The organism is Siccibacter colletis (assembly GCF_025914095.1).
Taxonomy (GTDB): domain Bacteria; phylum Pseudomonadota; class Gammaproteobacteria; order Enterobacterales; family Enterobacteriaceae; genus Siccibacter; species Siccibacter colletis.
On the sequence record NZ_CP074352.1, the window covers coordinates 3,516,791 to 3,531,960 of the forward strand.

15 protein-coding genes are annotated in these 15,170 nt (G+C 58.9%); 8 read left to right on the forward strand and 7 right to left on the reverse strand.

Features of this window, described 5'->3' with window-relative positions; translation table 11 throughout:
• Positions 1 to 25 precede the first annotated feature (25 nt).
• Both KFZ77_RS16860 and KFZ77_RS16865 read left to right on the forward strand, forming a co-directional pair.
• Positions 26 to 484 carry a DNA polymerase III subunit chi gene (locus KFZ77_RS16860; RefSeq protein WP_031519487.1) on the forward strand — a complete coding sequence of 153 codons (459 nt, stop codon included), beginning with the start codon at positions 26 to 28 and terminating at the stop codon, positions 482 to 484.
• Positions 485 to 489: 5 nt separating this feature from the next.
• Positions 490 to 3,345 carry a valine--tRNA ligase gene (locus KFZ77_RS16865; RefSeq protein ID WP_031519485.1) on the forward strand — a complete coding sequence of 952 codons (2,856 nt, stop codon included), beginning with the start codon at positions 490 to 492 and terminating at the stop codon, positions 3,343 to 3,345.
• 85 nt (positions 3,346 to 3,430) lie between these two features.
• Here the strand turns inward: KFZ77_RS16865 and KFZ77_RS16870 are convergent, their stop codons facing one another.
• On the reverse strand, positions 3,431 to 4,465 hold the full coding sequence (locus KFZ77_RS16870; RefSeq protein WP_264384858.1) for a M48 family metallopeptidase: 1,035 nt from the start codon (positions 4,463 to 4,465) through the stop codon (positions 3,431 to 3,433).
• Positions 4,452 to 5,636, reverse strand: a complete 1,185-nt coding sequence (locus KFZ77_RS16875) for a YjgN family protein (protein ID WP_264384859.1) — start codon at positions 5,634 to 5,636, stop codon at positions 4,452 to 4,454. The genes KFZ77_RS16870 and KFZ77_RS16875 overlap by 14 nt, the downstream gene beginning before the upstream one ends.
• Before the next feature lie 205 nt (positions 5,637 to 5,841).
• On the opposite strand from KFZ77_RS16875, the gene KFZ77_RS16880 reads away from it, so the two are divergent.
• Positions 5,842 to 6,351 (forward strand): GNAT family N-acetyltransferase, encoded by a 510-nt coding sequence (locus KFZ77_RS16880; RefSeq protein WP_031519480.1) that lies wholly within the window; start codon positions 5,842 to 5,844, stop codon positions 6,349 to 6,351.
• A gap of 14 nt (positions 6,352 to 6,365) precedes the next feature.
• Here KFZ77_RS16880 and KFZ77_RS16885 read toward each other — a convergent pair whose 3' ends face one another.
• The 3 genes from KFZ77_RS16885 to rraB all read right to left on the reverse strand — a co-directional run bounded on the left by KFZ77_RS16885 (position 6,366) and on the right by rraB (position 8,522).
• Positions 6,366 to 7,196 (reverse strand): hypothetical protein, encoded by an 831-nt coding sequence (locus tag KFZ77_RS16885; RefSeq protein ID WP_031519478.1) that lies wholly within the window; start codon positions 7,194 to 7,196, stop codon positions 6,366 to 6,368.
• 93 nt (positions 7,197 to 7,289) lie between these two features.
• On the reverse strand, positions 7,290 to 8,048 hold the full coding sequence (gene miaE / locus KFZ77_RS16890; RefSeq protein WP_264384860.1) for a tRNA isopentenyl-2-thiomethyl-A-37 hydroxylase MiaE: 759 nt from the start codon (positions 8,046 to 8,048) through the stop codon (positions 7,290 to 7,292).
• 45 nt (positions 8,049 to 8,093) lie between these two features.
• Positions 8,094 to 8,522, reverse strand: coding sequence for a ribonuclease E inhibitor RraB (gene rraB, locus KFZ77_RS16895; protein ID WP_031519474.1), 429 nt, complete (start codon positions 8,520 to 8,522; stop codon positions 8,094 to 8,096).
• A gap of 96 nt (positions 8,523 to 8,618) precedes the next feature.
• Here rraB and argL point away from each other — a divergent pair, with 96 nt between their 5' ends.
• Positions 8,619 to 8,714: a putative translational regulatory protein ArgL gene (argL, locus tag KFZ77_RS19790; RefSeq protein ID WP_406678789.1), complete on the forward strand. Its 96-nt coding sequence runs from the start codon at positions 8,619 to 8,621 to the stop codon at positions 8,712 to 8,714.
• Complete coding sequence (argF, locus tag KFZ77_RS16900; protein ID WP_031519472.1) at positions 8,684 to 9,685, forward strand: ornithine carbamoyltransferase; 1,002 nt, start codon at positions 8,684 to 8,686, stop codon at positions 9,683 to 9,685. Before argL ends, argF begins: the two co-directional genes overlap by 31 nt.
• A gap of 173 nt (positions 9,686 to 9,858) precedes the next feature.
• On the opposite strand, the gene KFZ77_RS16905 is transcribed toward argF, so the two are convergent.
• Complete coding sequence (locus KFZ77_RS16905; protein WP_264384861.1) at positions 9,859 to 10,311, reverse strand: YhcH/YjgK/YiaL family protein; 453 nt, start codon at positions 10,309 to 10,311, stop codon at positions 9,859 to 9,861.
• Between the two features lie 409 nt (positions 10,312 to 10,720).
• On the opposite strand from KFZ77_RS16905, the gene pyrB reads away from it, so the two are divergent.
• The 3 genes from pyrB to ridA all read left to right on the forward strand — a co-directional run bounded on the left by pyrB (position 10,721) and on the right by ridA (position 12,629).
• On the forward strand, positions 10,721 to 11,656 hold the full coding sequence (gene pyrB / locus KFZ77_RS16910; RefSeq protein ID WP_031521699.1) for an aspartate carbamoyltransferase: 936 nt from the start codon (positions 10,721 to 10,723) through the stop codon (positions 11,654 to 11,656).
• A gap of 13 nt (positions 11,657 to 11,669) precedes the next feature.
• On the forward strand, positions 11,670 to 12,134 hold the full coding sequence (pyrI, locus tag KFZ77_RS16915) for an aspartate carbamoyltransferase regulatory subunit (protein ID WP_031521697.1): 465 nt from the start codon (positions 11,670 to 11,672) through the stop codon (positions 12,132 to 12,134).
• A gap of 108 nt (positions 12,135 to 12,242) precedes the next feature.
• Positions 12,243 to 12,629: a 2-iminobutanoate/2-iminopropanoate deaminase gene (gene ridA / locus KFZ77_RS16920; protein WP_031521695.1), complete on the forward strand. Its 387-nt coding sequence runs from the start codon at positions 12,243 to 12,245 to the stop codon at positions 12,627 to 12,629.
• Positions 12,630 to 12,717: 88 nt separating this feature from the next.
• On the opposite strand, the gene KFZ77_RS16925 is transcribed toward ridA, so the two are convergent.
• Entirely contained in the window at positions 12,718 to 15,114 is a 2,397-nt protein-coding gene (locus tag KFZ77_RS16925) for a beta-N-acetylhexosaminidase (protein ID WP_264384862.1), read from the reverse strand.
• Positions 15,115 to 15,170: the final 56 nt, after the last annotated feature.

Below are 15,170 nucleotides of genomic sequence, written 5' to 3' on the forward strand. Positions count from 1 at the left end.
CATCCATCACAAGAAGCCCCATATCATGAAAAACGCAACGTTTTATCTGCTGGAAAACGACACCCATCAGGATGGCCTTAACGCCGTCGAACAGCTGGTGTGTGACCTTGCCGCAGAACGTTGGCGCAGCGGGAAACGCGTGCTGGTAGCCTGTATCGACGAAGCCCAGGCGGTGCGTCTGGATGAGGCGCTCTGGCAGCGGGATGCCAACAGCTTTGTGCCGCACAACCTCGCGGGCGAAGGTCCGCGTGCCGGTGCGCCGGTTGAGCTGGCCTGGCCGCAGAAGCGCGGCAGCGCGGCGCGCGATGTGCTGATAAGCCTGCTGCCCGAGTTTGCAGCTTTTGCCACCGCTTTCCCTGAAGTGATAGACTTCGTACCTCACGAAGATTCTCAGAAACAACTGGCGCGCGAACGCTATAAAGCCTATCGCGTCGCCGGTTTCCACTTGACTACGGCCACCCCGCCGGTGCCCGGAACGACATAGCAGACATGGAAAAGACATATAACCCACAAGATATCGAACAGCCGCTTTACGAGCACTGGGAAGAGCAGGGCTACTTCAAGCCGAATGGCGATGAGAGCCAGGAAAGCTTCTGCATCATGATCCCGCCGCCGAACGTCACCGGCAGTTTGCATATGGGTCACGCCTTCCAGCAGACCATCATGGACACCATGATCCGCTACCAGCGTATGCAGGGCAAAAACACCCTGTGGCAGGCGGGGACGGACCACGCGGGTATCGCCACCCAGATGGTGGTAGAGCGCAAAATCGCGGCTGAAGAGGGTAAGACCCGCCACGATTACGGCCGCGACGCGTTCATCGATAAAATCTGGCAGTGGAAGGCGGAATCCGGCGGCACCATTACCCGCCAGATGCGCCGTCTCGGCAACTCCGTGGACTGGACGCGCGAGCGTTTCACCATGGACGAAGGCCTCTCCAACGCGGTGAAAGAAGTGTTCGTGCGCCTGTATAAAGAAGATCTCATCTACCGCGGCAAACGCCTGGTGAACTGGGACCCGAAACTGCGCACCGCAATCTCCGATCTGGAAGTGGAAAACCGCGAGTCGAAAGGCTCGATGTGGCACATCCGCTATCCGCTGGCCGACGGCGCGAAAACCGCCGACGGTAAAGATTATCTGGTGGTGGCTACTACCCGTCCGGAAACCCTGCTGGGCGATACCGGCGTGGCGGTGAACCCGGAAGATCCGCGCTACAAAGATCTGATCGGCAAGTTTGTGATGCTGCCGCTGGTCAACCGCCGTATTCCGGTGGTGGGCGATGAGCACGCCGACATGGAAAAAGGCACCGGCTGCGTGAAGATTACCCCGGCGCACGACTTCAACGACTACGAAGTTGGCCGTCGCCACGCCCTGCCGATGATCAACATTCTGACCTTTGACGGCGATATCCGTGAAAGCGCAGAAGTGTACGACACCAAAGGCAACGAGTCTGACGTCTACTCCAGCGACATCCCGGCAGAGTTCCAGAAGATGGAACGTTTCGCGGCGCGTAAAGCCATCGTTGCGGCGGTAGACGCCCTCGGCCTGCTGGAAGAGATCAAACCTCACGACCTGACCGTACCGTACGGCGATCGCGGCGGCGTGGTTATCGAGCCGATGCTGACCGACCAGTGGTACGTGCGTGCCGACGTGCTGGCGAAGCCGGCGGTGGAAGCCGTAGAAAACGGCGACATCCAGTTTGTGCCGAAGCAGTACGAAAACATGTATTTCTCCTGGATGCGCGATATTCAGGACTGGTGCATCTCCCGTCAGCTGTGGTGGGGTCACCGTATCCCGGCGTGGTACGACGCGGAAGGCAACGTCTACGTGGGCCGCAGCGAAGAGGAAGTGCGTCAGGAAAACAACCTGAGCGCCGACGTGCAGCTGCGCCAGGACGAAGACGTGCTCGACACCTGGTTCTCCTCCGCGCTCTGGACCTTCTCTACCCTCGGCTGGCCGGAAAACACCGACGCGCTGCGTCAGTTCCACCCGACCAGCGTGATGGTTTCCGGCTTCGACATCATCTTCTTCTGGATTGCGCGCATGATCATGATGACCATGCACTTCATCAAAGATGAAGACGGCAAGCCGCAGGTACCGTTTAAGACCGTCTACATGACCGGCCTTATCCGCGACGACGAAGGCCAGAAGATGTCCAAGTCCAAGGGCAACGTGATTGACCCGCTGGACATGGTAGACGGCATTTCGCTGCCGGACCTGCTGGAGAAGCGTACCGGCAACATGATGCAGCCGCAGCTGGCAGAGAAAATCCGCAAGCGCACCGAGAAGCAGTTCCCGGACGGCATCGAGCCGCACGGCACCGACGCCCTGCGCTTCACCCTGGCGGCGCTGGCCTCGACCGGTCGCGACATCAACTGGGATATGAAGCGCCTGGAAGGCTACCGCAACTTCTGTAACAAGCTGTGGAACGCCAGCCGCTTCGTGCTGATGAACACCGAAGACCAGGATTGCGGCTTCAACGGCGGCGAGATCGCGCTGTCGCTGGCGGATCGCTGGATCCTCGCGGAGTTCAACCAGACGGTGAAAGCCTACCGCGAAGCGCTGGACAACTTCCGCTTCGACATCGCGGCCGGCATTCTGTACGAATTCACCTGGAACCAGTTCTGCGACTGGTATCTGGAGCTGACCAAGCCGGTCATGAACGGCGGCTCTGAGGCCGAGCTGCGCGGCACCCGCAATACGCTGGTGAACGTGCTGGAAGGTCTGCTGCGTCTCGCGCACCCGATCATTCCGTTCATCACCGAAACCATCTGGCAGCGCGTGAAAGTGCTGAAAGGCATTGATGCGGATACCATCATGCTGCAGCCGTTCCCGGCGTATGATGCTGCTCAGGTTGACGCAGCCGCGCTGGCCGATACCGAATGGCTGAAGCAGGCGATTATCGCCGTGCGTAACATCCGCGCCGAGATGAACATCGCGCCGGGTAAACCGCTGGAGCTGTTGCTGCGCGGGTGCAGCGCTGACGCCGCGCGTCGCGTTAACGAAAACCTGAACTTCCTGAAAACGCTGGCGCGTCTGGAAAGCATCACCGTGCTGTCTGCCGACGATAAAGGTCCGGTCTCCGTGACCAAAATCATCGACGGCGCCGAGCTGCTGATCCCGATGGCGGGCCTGATCGATAAAGCGGCCGAACTGGACCGTCTCGCCAAAGAAGTGGCGAAGGTCGAGCAGGAGATCGCCCGTATCGAAAGCAAACTGAGCAACGAAGGCTTTGTGGCGCGCGCGCCGGAAGCGGTAGTTGCTAAAGAGCGCGAGAAGATCGAAGGCTATCAGGACGCGAAAGCGAAGCTGATTGAGCAGCAGGCGGTTATCAGCGCGCTGTAAGAGAAGCGATAACAAAAAACCGGGCCAGGCCCGGTTTTTTTATGGGTGTTATGCGGTGGGTGCGCTGCGCTTACCCACCCTGGGTTTACCCTCCTGATGCCTCCCTGATGCGCTCAAGGCGGGCTTCCATGTTCGGATGGGTGCTGAGCCAGTCGGGCATCGTCAGCCCGTCATCGTCGGGATGCTCATCCTTAAGCGCGGCAAAGATCTGCACCATCCCCTGCAGCGAACGGCCCTGCTGCTTCATTTCGGCAATAGCGAATTCGTCGGCCTCATTCTCCATCCCGCGCGAGAAGCGCATCTCGTTGACGAATACCGCCGACTGCAGCAGCGTATCACCAATGCCGTCCACGTCCCCCACCACCAGCATCATCGACAGCGTCATCAGCGACGAGCGCACCAGCATCTGCAGCGAGTGCCGGTAGCGGTAGTGACCCATCTCATGCAGCATCACTGCGGCCAGTGCATCGTCGCTTTTCGCCTGCGCCACCAGCTCATCGCTGAGGATCATGGTGCCATTCGGCAACATCAGCGCGTTGGCCCCTTCCGGGAAGTGCATGATAAGCAGGCGCAGCCCGCCTTTATCGCGCATCTCAGCCGGGGTAACCGCGCTAAACAGCGCTTGCAGCTGCGCCTGACGCGCCGCGCTCAGGCTGCTGTTGCTGAACCCCTGCTCGACCAGCAGTTGCTCGCTGACTTCACCCAGCTGCTGCTCCACCGCCACCGGCAGATGGTACGCAATCGTCTCGCTCAGCCAGGGCAGCAGCACCGCCACATAGAACACCGCGGTAAGCAGCGTGCCGATCAGCGCCGCCGCAATGCCGCTTTTGCGGCGCTCCAGGGCATTAATCAGGGGCGGTTTGCGGTGGCGGTTCTCATACCAGTGACGAAAAGCGGCAGGGTTGGCGGGCATAAAGCGCCCGCCGTCCGGGAAGGTGATGGCCTGCGGGACGCCTTCCGGTGCCGGGCGGATCTCCAGCTGGGAGAGCGTAAACAGCCGCTCCCCGGCATCCAGCCGCAGCGTCAGGGAGGCGTCGCGAAAGGTGATGCGGGCCGCCTCCCTGGCAGCCTGCCCCGGATACTGGTAGTAGCCGTCACACTCAAGTTCAGATGCCGACATTGAGATCCAGTTCCTGCACCAGCTCTTCCGCCAGCGCGCTCTGCGCGGTGTCGGTGTGCGCCTGCACCGCCAGGGTGTCGATGTCGCCTTCCACTTCCAGCGTCTCGACCATGTAACGAGCATGACGCAGCTGCGCGAACGGCGTGGCGAGGCCCGCCGAGAAGAAGATAATCAGGGCATTAACAAACAGCAGCCAGAGGTACGGCAGCAGCTTCATGCTGGAGTGCAGGGAGATTTTCCCGTCGTTGAGCGTGGTCTGGTTGAACATGTAGTTGCGATGGGCGACGGTCAGGTATGCGCGCGTCATCATGCCCCATACCAGCATCATCAGGTAGGTGAGAAGGAAGCTGCTGACATTTGCCCCTACCATCTCACCCATCGCTTCATCGCTGACACCGTACTCGCTCATCGTCACCATCGTCATGATGAGCGCCCCCATCAGCATACCGATCAGCACGATAAACGGCACCGCCAGCAGCAGCGAGATCAGCGAGAACTTCACGAAGGCCGCTTTTTTCATCACGCCTTTGAAGGCGGAATTGCCGAAGAACATGTTATTGACGTACAGGTCATGCTGCACGGCGCTCAGGACGCCATTTACCGCGACAAAACCGGGGATGATGAACAATGCCACCAGCGCCACAGCAAGGAACTGCATACCGGTGACCGCCACCAGCCCGTACGCCATGCTCAGCAGGATAAACAGCGTCAGATATGCCAGCACCGGCCAGACCAGGAACGTCATCCAGGCGCGGCCAACATGACAGCGGTAGTTGAAACGCACGCCGCGGTAGCTCGACATGATGGCTTCAAAGCGCCAGCTGCGCACGATGATCCACGGCAGCAACGCCAGGAAAGCGAGCAGCATTACGCCCGCCAGCGTCGGAGCCAGCAGGGTACAGATATAAAACACAATAATGCCGGCGATAGTTAACATGCGTCCCAGCAGGATCTGCATCGGCTTTGCATGATAATCAAAGTGGTCGCCAGCCAGTTCGGTATTACCGTAGAAATAACGGTACGTGCGTACTTTCGCCCAGGCGGAATAAATACCGAAGGTAATAAACGATAAAAGTAAATTAACCAGCCAGATACCGTACCAGGTATCGGCAGTACCATGAAATTTGAGTTTGTGGCGCTGTGTGTTGGTCTCACTCGACAGTGAATTCATACGCTTTCATCCTGAAAGAAATAAAAAACCCTGAAATCAGGGGGAGTTATTAAAACGCAGGTTGCGCCTGCGCGGTTATAGGCTGCCAGTAAAAAATGGCAGCAAGGTTAATTCGATAACGCAGCGGGTTTTTATTTTTCATCTGCGATACGTTTGTTTTATATTGATCGCTCGCGTGTTTTCCAGTTAATAACCAGGTCAGACCATGCAGAGCAGTCCCTCAGCAAGCAGTGAATTACGACTTCGTCCGCTCACCGCACATGATAATCCTGCCATTGCGCGCGTTATTCGCGCCGTATCCGCGGAATTTGGCTTAACGGCAGATAAAGGCTATACCGTTGCCGATCCCAATCTTGACGCCCTGTATCAGCTCTACAGTCAGCCGCGCCACGCCTATTGGGTGGTGGAATATAACGGCGAGGTGGTCGGCGGCGGCGGGCTTGCGCCACTCGCCTGCAGCGAACCGGGTATCTGCGAACTGCAAAAAATGTATTTTCTGCCTGCGGCGCGCGGTAAGGGGCTGGCCCGCCAGCTGGCGCTACAGGCGCTGGACTTCGCTCGCGAACAGGGTTTCACCCGCTGCTATCTGGAAACGACCGCGTTTCTCCGGCAGGCCATCGCCCTCTATGAAAGCCTGGGCTTCGACCACATCTCCGCCCCGCTGGGCTGTACCGGCCACGTGGACTGCGAAGTGCGGATGCTGAAAAACCTGTAGCACTGCGGGCCGGTTTACTGGCCCGTCATTTCCATCGACAGGCGAATAATGCCCGCCGCGCGATCCGCCGGCAGCTGTAACACTTCCCGCCACAGATCCTGCACGATATTGCATACCCGCTGCTCTTTGCCGATCGCCTGCTGCGGCGTGGCCATCAGCGAGAAATCGCTGCCGTAGCGGTCGGTAAGCTTTTGCAGGATCGGCTGTACGTCACGCTGCGCCCGCTGGCGCTCGGCCTCGGTCACCGTATGCTTCGTTTCACCCCAGGCGGCACGCATCATCTCCGCATCCACTTCCATGCGGTGCAGCGTTACGTCCTGCGGCAGCAACCGGGCAGCGTTAATTCCGCCCTTCACCCCCGGAAACAGAAAGCGGAAGCAGGCATCGTCGCTCTCTTTTTGCACCAGCGCGGTTTGCTGCATATTGGCCTGCATAAATGCCACCACGTTGGCATCCGGCGCGGATTGCAGACGCTTGATCTGCAACGTCATGATCTCGGGCTGGATGGCGTCGATAATCTGCTGCTCCGACTTGCCCTCTTTCTGCATCGCCAGCGAGCGATCGCGCAGCTGCGCCATAAACTGCGGCTCCTGCTCTTTCAGCACGCCGTAGATCGGCAGCTTCGCAAAGGCCGCATCGAATCGCTCCGCCTCGCTTTGTGTCTGCACGCTCTGGCGCTGCGGCATGAAATAGCGCGCGTCCAGCACGTTCCAGAGGGCAATTGCCGCCAGCGCCAGCACCACCGCGCCCGCCTTGCTTACCCAGCCTTTTTTACGCAGCAGGGTTACCAGCAGCGCAATAACCGCGCCCGCGTAGCCTGCAACAATAATGTGCGTCCAGTTCATAGAGATCCTTGTTGGTCGATGCAGCCGATACGTTTTACCAGCCTGAGGAAATATTGCACCTCCTCAGGCTGACAACTACCAATATTAGGAGAGTCAGGCAGGAACGCCGCTGTGAAAACGGAATTCGCTGTCGGGTGTGGTAATCAGCGCGGCTTCCACGTCGCCGAAGTGGCGCACGCGCGGGGTGATGTCGTCATCGGAAATCGACTGCGCCAGCGTCAGGTAGTCCTGATAGTGACGCGCTTCCGAGCGCAACAGCGACAGGTAGAACGCCTGCAGCTCCTCATCAACGTGCGGTGCCAGCGCGGCGAAGCGTTCGCAGGAGCGCGCTTCGATATACGCCCCGCAGATCAGCTTATCGATAAGCCGCTGCGGCTCCCAGGTGCGGAGATCGCGGATCAGCCCGCGCGCATAGCGACTGGCGGTGATCTTCACGTAGGGGATATCGCGCTTCATCATCACTTCACGTACCTGCCAGAAATGGTGAAGCTCCTCTTTGATCAGCAGCACCATGCTGTCGATCAGCTGCTGGCCCCAGGGATCGTCGGTGTGCGGCATCACGCTTTTGCCGATGCGCTTATGCAGCGCGACAAAATCTGGCTCCGGGCCACCGCCGTAGGTAAAGGACTCATAGGGTTTCAGCCAGCTCAGCAGCGCTTCACCGCCGCGCTGGTCGGCGACATATTTGCGGATCAGCAGCATCGCGGTCTGGGCCGCTTTCAGTTCGCAGATCATGTGGTCGGTGAGCAGCAGCGGCAGGTTTTCCGGCTGTCTGGCTTTTTCAATCCAGGCATCGGGGGTCGGGCAGTGGAGGAAATCGAGTATCGGGGCGAGTAATTGCGGGTAGTTCATGTCCGGTCCTTGCGGTGCGGCAGCGGGGGCTGCCGCACAGGTTACTTAGTGACGAATGCCGTCGTCGTCCTCGTCGTCCACCAGCTCGTCATCGTCGCCGTCGTCACCCTCTTCGCCGTTCGGATCTTCGAAGTAGGTGCCCCAGCCGTCATACTCGACGCCAAACTTCTCGGCGAGGTTCAGTAGCTGCTCAACCTGCGCATCGATAAGCTCGGCGTTCAGCGCGCTTTCGCTCACCACGTCGCAGCAGATGACGGTATCGCCCTCTTCCACTTCCAGCTCTTCCGGATCGGTCACTTCATAACCCAGTTTGAACGCTTCAACCGCCGCCTTTTCCAGGGTTTCGAAATCATCTGCCGAAAGATGATGTTCGATGGTGTACAGCGCGTCCGGATCGCTGCCGTCTTCCAGTAATTCTTCAATAATCAAACGCGTTTCTTCGCGCTGTTCTTCCAGGAGTTCCGGGTTTGCCATGATGGGTTCCTCATAGGTGGCAGATACTCTTATTTTCACACACGCCGGAGAATGCCTCCACCTTTCACAGTAAAGATTTCTGCCTCAGGGTTGCAAATGAATATTCATACATATAAATTGAATTTTAATTCAAATAGTGGCATCAGCCATGTGAGGGAACTATGTCTGATTTTTCTGGTAAGCACTTCCTGAAACTGCTTGATTTTACCCCTGCGCAAATCACCCACCTGCTCGGTCTTGCCGCCACGCTCAAGCGCGACAAGAAAAACGGTAGCGAAACCCCGCAGCTGACGGGCAAAAACATCGCGCTCATCTTCGAAAAAGACTCAACCCGCACCCGATGCTCTTTCGAAGTTGCCGCTTTTGACCAGGGCGCGCGCGTCACGTACCTGGGGCCGTCCGGCAGCCAGATTGGCCATAAAGAGTCCATCAAAGACACCGCCCGGGTGCTGGGCCGCATGTATGACGGCATTCAGTACCGCGGTCACGGCCAGGAGATTGTAGAAACCCTCGCGCAGTATGCCGGCGTGCCGGTGTGGAACGGGTTAACTAACGAATTCCACCCCACCCAGCTGCTGGCGGATCTGCTCACCATGCAGGAGCACGCACCGGGTAAAGCGTTGCGCGACATGACCCTCGCCTACGCGGGCGATGCGCGTAATAACATGGGCAATTCGTTGCTGGAAGCAGCGGCGCTGATGGGCTTCGACCTGCGGCTGGTAGCACCGAAAGCCTGCTGGCCGGAAGAGAGCCTGGTGGCAGAATGCCAGGCGCTGGCAGCGCATAACGGTGGACGTATTACCCTCACCGAGGACGTGGCGTCCGGCGTGAGCGGGGCTGACTTCATCTATACCGATGTCTGGGTGTCGATGGGTGAGGAGAAGGCGAAGTGGGCGGAACGTATCGCGCTGCTGCGGCCGTATCAGGTTAACAGCGCGATGCTGGCGTTAACCGGTAATCCGCAGGTGAAGTTTTTGCACTGCCTGCCGGCGTTCCACGATGACCAGACCACGCTTGGCCAGCAGATGGCGCAGGAGTACGGCCTGCACGGCGGAATGGAAGTAACGGATGAGGTGTTTGAGTCGGCGCACAGCATCGTGTTCGACCAGGCGGAGAACCGCATGCATACCATCAAAGCGGTGATGGTGGCGACGCTGGCGTAACGGTTGTAAGGCGGGTGCGGTTTTAATGGTGGGTGCGCTGACGCTTACCCACCCTACGATTTTGCACTCGGTTTTTATGGTGGGTGCGCTGACGCTTACCCACCCTACGATTTTTATCCACCCTACGGGATAGTTTATAGGGCGGGTAAGCGCCAGCGCACCCGCCAGCAGCCTCACGCCACCAGCATTTTCACCACGACTTTACGCACGGTGGCGGGCGTGCCCACGGCGCACAGCGGCTTGTGAACTTCGCCCGGCCAGAACACCACGAAATCCCCTTCCTGCATCACGAAGGTCTTCTCCTGCTCGCCTTCCGGCAGAAACGCGATGTCCTTATCCGCCAGCCAGTCGGTGTCCGGCGTACCGGCCGGCAGCGTGCTAAAGGTCATGCCTTCGGTGCCGCGCATGACAATCTGAATATCCAGATAGCGGGCGTGGTACTCGGCACGGCGCTCAGCGATCGGCTGAGTGCTGTCTTCGGATACCAGGCAGAACAGGCGGTTGCCGTCGATGTCATGTTTACCCAGCGGCGTCGCGTCGGTGATGTTCTGCTTCACCCACTCAATCGCCTCGCGCAGATCCGCCTGCAGCCACGGACGCAGAACGTTAATATTTCCAGTCAGCATGATTTACCCCTTAATTAAAACGATGTTTCATTTTCATCGTTATACGAGGAATGCCGTATCCGTACCAGTGCTTTATGCGCTAAACCTGCGCCAGCGCATATTTCCATAGATAGCTGCCCTGAGCCTTGCCCGACGCCTGCCTGATTTATTCACTATTAATGATTTTTTATGCAATGTAATCGATTAGCTTACCGGGAATGTGCATTCGATCCTTGATATGCGATCCCAGGCGGGTATAATGCCGGGCAATTTGCCGGGAGGAAGCATGGTTCTGTTGACTGAACAATCCGTCTTGTCGCGTCGCCACAGCGCTGGCGCAGCAGCTCCATTTTTTCTTTCCGCTGCATTACCCCATTACTGAAGCCCCTCGTTGAGGGGCTTTTTTTTGCCCGGCGTTCAGGAGATAACCATGACGAATCCGCTTTATCAGAAACACATCATTTCCATAAACGATCTCAGTCGTGAAGAACTTGAACTGGTGCTGGCGACCGCTGCAAAGCTGAAAGCGAACCCGCAGCCGGAGCTGCTGAAGCATAAGGTGATCGCCAGCTGCTTCTTTGAGGCCTCGACCCGCACCCGTTTGTCGTTTGAAACCTCGATCCATCGCCTGGGCGCGTCGGTGGTAGGTTTCTCGGACAGCAGCAACACCTCGCTGGGCAAAAAGGGCGAAACCCTCGCTGATACCATTTCGGTTATCGGCACCTATGTGGATGCCATCGTGATGCGCCACCCGCAGGAGGGCGCGGCGCGTCTGGCAACCGAGTTTTCCGGCGGCGTGCCGGTGCTGAACGCGGGCGATGGCGCAAACCAGCATCCGACCCAGACGCTGCTCGATCTGTTCACCATTCAGGAAACACAGGGGCGCCTCGAAAACCTGAACATTGCGATGGTCGGCGACCTGAAGTATGGCCGCACCGTGCACTCGCTCACCCAGGCGCTGGCGAAGTTCAGCGGCAACCGCTTCTGGTTTATCGCGCCGGGCGCGCTGGCGATGCCGCAGTACATTCTCGATATGCTTGATGAGAAGGGCATCGCCTGGAGCCTGCATGACACTATCGACGAGGTGATGCCGCAAGTGGACATTCTCTATATGACCCGCGTGCAGAAAGAGCGTCTCGACCCGTCGGAGTACGCCAACGTGAAAGCGCAGTTTGTGCTGCGCGCGGCCGATCTGCAGGGCGCGCGCGACAACATGAAGGTGCTCCATCCGCTGCCGCGCGTGGATGAGATCACCACCGATGTGGATAAAACGCCGCACGCCTGGTATTTCCAGCAGGCGGGCAACGGTATTTACGCGCGCCAGGCACTGCTGGCGCTGGTTCTGAATCGCGATCTGGCGCTGTAAGGGGAGAATGCACATGACACACGACAATAAACTTCAGGTTGAAGCCATCAAACGCGGCACGGTGATTGACCATATTCCGGCCCAGGTCGGCTTCAAGCTACTCACCCTGTTTAAACTCACCGAAACCGACCAGCGCATCACCATCGGCCTCAACCTGCCGTCCGGTGAGATGGGCCGCAAAGATCTGATTAAAATCGAGAACACCTTCCTGACCGACGAGCAGGTAAACCAGCTGTCACTGTATGCCCCGCAGGCGACGGTTAACCGGATCGACGACTACGACGTGGTGGGCAAAAGCCGCCCGAGCCTGCCGGAGCGTATTGTTGGCGTGCTGGTGTGCCCGAACGGCAACTGCATCAGCCGCAACGAGCCGGTGGCCTCCAGCTTCGGCGTGAAACAGCGTGCCGGGGATATCGCCCTCAAGTGCAAATACTGCGAGAAAGAATTCTCGCATCACGTGGTACTGGCTAACGGCTAACAGCCGCATTTGCGGCGGCGCGAGGGCTTTTTGCCAGCCGTGCAGCCGCAATGATGATGTGTATAATGACCCGAGTCTTACCCACTGCAGCTAACTTCAGGAGAAATTATGTCCCGCACTCTCGCGACGGAAAATGCACCCGCAGCTATCGGCCCGTATGTTCAGGGCGTCGATCTGGGCAATATGATCATCACTTCCGGTCAGATCCCGGTCGATCCGAAAACCGGCACCGTGCCGGACGACATTGCCGCACAGGCGCGTCAGTCGCTGGATAACGTCAAGGCGATTGTGGAAGCGGCTGGCCTGAAAGTGGGCGATATCGTAAAAACCACCGTGTTCGTCAAAGATCTTAATGACTTCGCGACCGTTAACGCTACCTACGAAGCGTTCTTCACCGAGCACAACGCCACCTTCCCGGCGCGCTCCTGTGTAGAAGTGGCCCGTCTGCCAAAAGACGTGAAGATTGAAATCGAAGCCATCGCGGTGCGTCGCTAAGCGCGAGCACTCAGGAAAAAGGCCACCGCGGTGGCCTTTTTTACGGGCGACGGCCTTCCCTCCCCGCCAGCGGGCAGAGGGAAAAGCCTTATTCCTCTATTGTCGCATTCAGCAACCGCTGCAGCGGAGCCACGGCAGCGATCACCACTTCATCGCGGGTGAGCGCCGCGCTGTCGAGCTGTTTCTGGATCACGGCGCGCTCGTCCGGATTCAGCGTTCCCTGTCGGGCCACCACGTCCACCAGCCGAATACCCAGTCCCGCCAGCGTCTCAACGTCCTGTACCACCGGCTTCAGCGCCGCCAGCTGATAATTCTCGCTCGTCAGCGCCAGCACGTCCGGCACGTTATGTTGCCAGCGGCTGAATACGTGGCGCAGCGCCCCGGCGCTTTCGCTGCTCTCCGGGTCGGCAATCAGCGCGCTGACCCAGCCGTTGATCTGGCGCACCTCCTCGCTCTCGGCGGGTAACGCATCGGCAAAACGGTTGAGCGGTTCAAACTGATGGTAATTTCCCGCCTGGAATTTGAGATGCTGTCGGGTGTAATACTGCGCCGGCTCGATGGCCTGCGCGAGAATTTGCAGCGGCAGCACGCCGCGGCTGCCGCCCAGACGGGTGAACTGCTCCACCTGCTGAGTATGCTGGCGCAGCCCTACCGATACCGTGCTCCAGCTGTCGATGGCCTCCAGGCGCTGATACATATTGCTGACGTCGTTAACGTCCTGCGCAGACCAGAGTCGTTCAGCGACGGCAAAAGCACGCGGCCAGAGTTTGATATCCAGCACCGGCGCAACCACATTTTCCGCCCATAGCGCCGCTTCACCGCCAATAATATTGCTGCTCTGGGCTACGGACGGCACCACCGGCGCCCGTCCGGCTGGCACCGCATCCAGTTTGCTGCCGGTAGTGGGATAGCGGGCGTTACCGAGCAGCGTGTAGCCACTGAGCTGCCGATCGTTGAGAGTAAACACCGCCTGGGTATCGCCCATCCAGGTATCAACCCGAAACGTCAGCTGCGTATCGCTGAGCCACTGAATGTCGTGCAGGGCGCGACGCGACTTGCCGTTAAAATCAATAAAGCCGCGCCAGCCATGCTGCGGGTGATTAATCAGCGTAAAGCTGCCCTCAACCGGGCTGCCCTTGAGACGCGGCAGGGTAAAGGCCCAGCTCTGCGCGCTGTCGTCAGCAGCAATCACATCCACATCATGCAGCCCCTGCGGCAACACCTCATTGCGGTAGTGATAGGCCGTCGACTGTGGCTGGTCGAGATAGAATCCGGTAGAAAGGATGCCCTTGTAACCCTGGCTGGCGATATTGCCGAGGGCGTCCTGCCCCTGCCAGGACTGGATCAGAATGCTTTTTGGCAGGTCAGGATGGAAAATCTCATCCCAGCCCACCATGCGGCGCTGATGTTTTTCAAGGATCTTCTCCACGCGCTGATTGAACCACGCCTGAAGCGCGTGACTGTCTGCCAGCCCTTTCGCTTTTATGACGTTCTGAATCGCCGGGTTCGCTTTCCACTGGCTATCGTCCACCTCATCGCCGCCAATGTGCAGATAGCCATCGGGGAAAATGGCGACCAGTTCCCCGACCAGCGCATCGATAAAGGTCCAGGTCGCCTCCTTCGTCGGGTCGAGCACCGGCTTGAGCACGCCCCAGCGGCGCTCCATCTCATACGGACCGGGGGCGCTCATGAGCTCGGGATAAGCAACGGCGATAGCCGAAGCATGCCCCGGCAGATCGATTTCCGGCACCACGCGAATACCGCGCGCCGCAGCGTAGCGCACCACCTCGCGCATCTGCTCTGCGGTGTAGAATTGCCCGTCGCTGGCGTGCTGTTGCAGCTTCGGATAGCGGGCCGAGGCGAAACGCCAGCCCTGATCGTCCGTCAGATGCCAGTGAAAGACATTGAGCTTCGCCGCGGCCATGCCATCCAGCTGGCGCAGAATATCCGGCAGCGGCATAAAGTGGCGCGCCGAATCAAGCAGCAGCCCGCGCCAGGGGAAGCGCGGCACGTCCTCAATCGACACCAGTGGGATCGCAGTATGACGGGGACCATTCTGAATAAGCTGTAGCAGCGTCTCCATGCCGCGCATCGCGCCAAAACGGGTATTCGCGGTGAGCGTAACGCCGTCGGACGTCACGCTCAGCTGATAGCGCTCGTCGCTGTCTGCCTGCGGAACTGCCGCCACTTTTTGTTTGATAACGATGTTGATCGTCGGTGCGTCAGGCTGGGCTGGCTGCGGTTTCAGCACCCAGCCGGTCTGACGTGCGATACGCTCGCGCCACCGCTCAACCGCGTCGCCCATATCATCGCCGCCTACCGCAATGGTTACCGCATTGTTCAGGACCAGCTCCCCCTGGCCTGCCGGTCGTTCAACCTTTTGCGGCCAGGGCATCAGCGGCAGATCGCCGGCGGGGGCAGCCAGCGCCGGATAAGCGGTCATTAATGAGCAGAGCAACAGCACTGAACGACGCGGAAAGACCATAGCAGTTCCTTTTTTCTGACGGGCCAGATGCGGCAAAAACAATCAGTTACCATGCC